At 25.2% G+C, this 5619-nt stretch carries 4 protein-coding genes; 3 read left to right on the top strand and 1 reads right to left on the bottom strand.

The window, feature by feature from the left end:
• On the bottom strand, positions 1–1089 hold a 1089-nt coding region (gene ispF / locus AMN70_RS01745; protein WP_075501296.1), incomplete at its 3' end, for a 2-C-methyl-D-erythritol 2,4-cyclodiphosphate synthase.
• Between the two features lie 27 nt (positions 1090–1116).
• Between ispF and AMN70_RS01750 the strand changes: the two genes are divergently transcribed.
• The 3 genes from AMN70_RS01750 to trkA form a co-directional block, all read left to right on the top strand.
• A complete protein-coding gene (locus tag AMN70_RS01750) occupies positions 1117–2907 on the top strand; it encodes a sensor histidine kinase NtrY-like (protein ID WP_075501297.1) in 1791 nt (596 codons plus the stop codon).
• On the top strand, positions 2897–4252 hold the full coding sequence (locus AMN70_RS01755) for a sigma-54-dependent transcriptional regulator (RefSeq protein WP_075501298.1): 1356 nt from the start codon (positions 2897–2899) through the stop codon (positions 4250–4252). The genes AMN70_RS01750 and AMN70_RS01755 overlap by 11 nt, the downstream gene beginning before the upstream one ends.
• Positions 4253–5619, top strand: a 1367-nt coding sequence (gene trkA, locus AMN70_RS01760) for a Trk system potassium transporter TrkA (protein ID WP_075501299.1), incomplete at its 3' end; no start/stop codon positions are given. It abuts the gene before it with no gap.

Consider the following 5619-nt stretch of genomic DNA (forward strand, 5'->3'; position numbering starts at 1 on the left):
AATTGAAATTATTACCTCACAAGCAATCGCTTTTTCTTTTCCTATTAAACCTAATTTTTCTACCGTTTTGCCTTTTAAATTAATTTGATCTTTATTTAAAGTTGTTAGTTTTGATATTGAGTTAATTATTTTGTCTCGATATTTTGAAACCTTAGGCTGTTCACAAATTAAATTAATATCAAGGTTATTTATTAAAAAATTAGATTTATTAAGATTATCGATAATTGGTCTTAACATTTTTGGTGATCTAATATTTTTAAATTTCTTTGTATTTGGAAAATAAGTGCCAATATCTTTTTTTCTCGTAGCACCTAAAATTGAGTCAATTATTGCATGCAAAATAACATCTCCATCTGAATGTCCTTTAAGTCCAGAGTGAAAAGGAATTTTGACTCCACCTAGATAAAGTTTTTTATCCTTTATTAGTTTATGTACATCAAAACCTATACCAAAATAAGTTTTTGGGTCTTTAATATCATCTTTAAATGTGATTTTAGTATTTCTATTTTCACCTGAAATAAATCTAATTTTGTGATTTGTATCAATAAAAAGAGTTGACTCATCAGGTATTTTATTTTTTGCATTTATAGCAAGATTATATAGTTTATTAAATTTAAAAGCTTGAGGCGTTTGAGTTAGTAAAGAATTATTTCTGTTGAGATTAAATATTTGATTTTTAATTTTATATTTCAAGGAATCTTTAGATTTAACAATAGGAATTACGGCAATGTTTTTTCTTAAATTTTTTAATAATCTATTAATTAGTTTTATCGAAAAATTTGGTCTTGCAGCATCATGAATTAGAACATTTAATGGTTTGTATCTTTTAATTTTTTTTAATCCGATTAAAGATGAGTCGGATCTTTCTTTGCCTCCTTTAATGATTAATAAATTTTTTGAATACTTTTTTTTAATCTTCTTGGGATTATCAACTACTAAAACAATTTTATTAAAAAGCTTTGAATTTAAAGCCTTTTCTAATGAATGTTCAAATAATGCTTTATTTTTATATAAAAAATATTGCTTTCGTTTGTTTGAAATAAATCTTTTGCTAGTTCCAGCTGCTAAAATTATAAAGTAGTTGTTCATTTATAGTTACTATATTATCTCTAAATTATGCGTGAGTTTTTAAAAAAAAATATAATAATTATCATATTATTTCTAATTACTCTATTTATAGGTTTTTTTACATTTTTAACCTTTATTGATAAAGGTTTTATAGATTTAAATCAGCAAAATCTTCAATATTTACTAATTTCAAATATTTTTTTATTAATTTTATTATTTGTGTTTGTTTTTTTTGAGGTAAAAAAATCAATAAAATCTGACATAGATAAAGACGGTATTACTTCAAATAAAAAATATATTACTTATTTCTCTTTATTTACATTAATACCATCAGTACTTATTTCAATTTTTTCATTATTTTTATTTTCTTTTGCACTAGAAAAATATTTTGATAAGAAAGTAACCACGGTAGTAAATAATTCATACGAATTAGCTAAAAGTTATGTCCAAGAAGTTAGAAATAAAGTTGAAGCAGATATAATCCTTATAGCATTTGATACTAATAAAAGTTCTAAATTTCTAAATGATAATAAAGATGAATATTTGAGGTTTCTAAAAACACAAAAAATTATAAGAAATATCGATGAAATACATATTATTGACCAAGATAAAAATTTACTTTTTTCCAATTTAGATGATTTAAATAAATACAAACCTCCATTAGATGATGCTTTAAAACTTGTTTTAGAGGATGATAGACCGTTAAAAATTATTAATGCTCCTGAAAATATATCTGCGGCAATAATGAGATTACAAGCATTTGATAATAGATTTTTATATGTGATTAAATATTTAGATAAAAATATTTCAAATTATCTTACAGAGTCTCAGGAAGCTATTAACTTTTATTATACAGTTGAAGAAAAAAGCACAGGAATTAAAATTTCTTTTGCAATTATCTACCTAATAATTGTAACATTACTACTTTTTATATCAATTACAATTGCTATAAGATTTTCTTCTAGATTTTTTAGATCTATAAATAATTTGATTTTTGCTTCCTCAGCTATAGGTAAAGGGGATTTAGATATTAAAGTTCCAGAAATTAAAACTGATAAAGATTTGGAAAAATTAAATTCAAATTTTAATTCGATGATAAATCAACTGAAAACACAGCAAGAAAAATTAATTATTAACGAAAGGCATGAAGCTTGGGGTAATCTTGCAAGAAAATTAGCACATGAAATAAAGAATCCATTGACACCTATTCAATTAACAATTGATAGAATTAAAACAAAATACTTAGATCAAATTAACAATAAAGATCAATCTAATTTTGAGGAAAATCTTAAGATAATTAATAATCAAATTAAACAAATAGGAAATTTAGTAAATGAGTTTTCTGATTTTGCAAGAATGCCAAAACCAATTTTAAAACAAAATGATTTAGTACAAATACTAAAAGAAACTATTAAATTAGTATCAGAACTTGATAAACATATTAAATTAAATTTAAAAACAAATTCAAAAAAAATTACGTTTAAAGGTGATAAAGAACAACTAAGTAGAGTCTTTTTTAATCTAATAAAAAATTCCATTGAAAGTATTCATCAAAAAGAGGAAAAAAAGCTTGATTTCACAAAAGAAATATCTATTGAAATTAACGAAAATAATGATCATATAATCGTCACTATAATTGATAACGGTATAGGATTTGGAAATTTTGCAAATAACATTAAGGATATATTGCACCCATATTTTACTACTAAAAAAAATGGTACAGGACTAGGCCTCTCAATTGTAAATAAAATTATAAATGATCATAATGGAAAAATTGAATTTATTCCTATAAATGATGGAGCAAAGGTAAATATAACTTTTAATTTAAATGACAGCTGAAATTTTTATTGTTGATGATAACGCTGATATTAGAAATATTTTAAATGATCTTATTACAGACGCTGGTTATTCTACTCGTGTTGCTGCAAATTTTAATCAGGCTTTAAGAGAAATCGATAAAAAGATTCCTGACGTTGCAATATTGGATGTTAAATTAGATAAAGGTGATAACGATGGGATACAGTTACTATCTCATATCAAATCTAAAAATAAAGATGTTCCAGTAATCATGATTTCAGGTCATGCAAATATCGAAATGGCTATAGACTCATTAAAGCATGGTGCTTTTGAGTTTGTAGAAAAGCCATTTGATCAGACTAGATTATTAAATTTTGTAAGTAGAGCAGTAGAAAATTTGAACTTAAAAAATCAAAATAAAGAATATGAAACTAAATTATTTTCATCATATGATTTAATTGGAAACAGTAAAAATATTTCAACCATTAGAGATCAAATTGAAAAAATTTCAATTACAGATAGTAGAATACTTATTAATGGACCGTCAGGTTCTGGAAAAGAGCTAATTGCGAGAAAAATTCACAAAAAATCTAAAAGAAAAGAAAAGCCATTCATAATCTTAAATGGTGCCCTTTTAGATAACAACAAGTACGAGCAGGAATTATTTGGCGAAGAAAAATCAGATGGGTCAATTTCATATGGAGCTTTAGAAAAAGCAAATAAGGGAACGTTACTTATAGATCAAATTTCAGAAATACCTTTGGACATTCAATCCAAAATTTTAAGGGTTTTAATTGATCAAAAATTTAAACGAATTAATGGAACTAATGATGTAAGAGTTGATGTAAGGTTAATTTGTTCATCCAATAAAGATTTAAAAAATGAAATTGAATTGGGTGATTTCAGAGAAGATCTTTATCATAGAATAAGTGTATTTGAGATACATATTGAACCGTTAAATAATAGAATCTCCGATATTCCATTATTGATTAATTATTTTTCAAAGAAAATTTCAGAAAATTATAACATCAAAACATTAAAAATTGATGAAAATGACAGTTATATTTTAAACCATAATTGGAAAGGTAATGTTAGAGAGTTAAGAAATTTAATAGAGAGAATAGCTATTTTACAACCAGAAAATAAAGAAAAAATTTCAAACATAATTAAAGAGTCTCTCAAAAGTGACAATTTTCACGAAAAAATTACTGAAAATAGCTTATCTGTACCATTAAAAGAAGCTAGAGAAAAATTTGAAAAAGAGTATTTAACAGTTCAACTGAAAAAATTTAATGGAAATATTTCTAAAACAGCTAATTTTGTTGGCATGGAAAGAAGTGCACTACATAGAAAACTTAAAGGATTAGGAATTAAAGAATTTAACTAAATGAATATCATCATTTGTGGAGCGGGTAGAGTAGGATTTACTATTGCTAAATTGTTGAGTGAACAAGGACATTCAATAACTGTAATTGATCAATCTAGCGAGGATATACAAAAAATAAATGATAGCTTAGATGTCAAAGCAATAGTAGGTAAAGGGACCTATCCATCAATTCTTGAAAAAGCCAATGCGTCCGATGCTGACATGATTATAGCTGTAACTAGAAATGATGAAATTAACATGCTTATTTGTCAAATAGCTTATTCAATATTCAATATTCAGAAAAAAATTGCACGTATTCGCTCTCAGGATTACTTAAATCCTAAATTCACAAGGGTTTATAATAAAGAAAATCTTCCTATAGATGTGATTATTTCTCCAGAAATCGAAATAGCAAAATCTATTCAAAGAAAACTTGAAGCACCAGGAGCTCTAGATAGCGTTCCTTTTTCTGATAATAAAATCAGATTATTGGAAATATTGATCAAAGATAATTGTAAATTGATAGATTTCAAATTAAACGAATTAACAAAAAAACACCCTCAATTAGATGCAAATATTATTGCCATAATAAGAAATGATAAAACATTCATTCCCAAAAAAACTGATCAGATAAAATGTGATGATAAAATTTATGCTATTATCAATTCTTCTCAAATGGAAGAAACTCTAAATGCTTTTGGACATGAGGAAAAGATCTCTAAAAAAATTTTAATAGTAGGTGGTGGAAATATTGGTTTTAATTTAGCAAAAAATTTAGAGGAAACTTTAGAGTCGACGAGAGTAAAAATAGTTGAAAAAAATAAAGATAGAGCAGAATATTTAGCAAATAATCTTAACAATACTATTGTAATTAATGGAGATGGATTAGATGAAGAGGCACTAGAAGAGGCAAATTTAGGGGAGGCGGAAACTGTTTTAGCTTTAACTAATGATGATGAAGATAATTTGATGGTAAGTGTTCTGGTTGAAAAATTTGCTAAAGATCAGAAAGATATAGATGATAAACGTACAATGGCATTGATTAATAAACCAAATTATACTCTTCTTCAATCATCTTTAAAGATTGATGATATTATTGATCCTAGAATGAATACAGTATCAAGTATTCTTAAGCATATTCATAAAGGCTCAATTGAAAATGCTTATACAATTTCCAATGGTGAATATGAGGTCATAGAGGCCGAAATAATAGAAACTTCAGAATTAATAAATAAAGAAATTAAAAATGCTAATCTGCCTAATGAAATTAGAATAGGAGCTGTTTTAAGAAATAAAAAAGTAATTATACCAAGGTCAGATTTTGTTTTTCAAAAAGATGACAGTGTCGTTTTTATTGCAAAAAATGATTCAATACCTACTGTAGAAAA

The sequence above is a fragment of the Candidatus Pelagibacter communis genome (assembly GCF_001179925.1).
Lineage (GTDB): Bacteria > Pseudomonadota > Alphaproteobacteria > Pelagibacterales > Pelagibacteraceae > Pelagibacter > Pelagibacter ubique_E.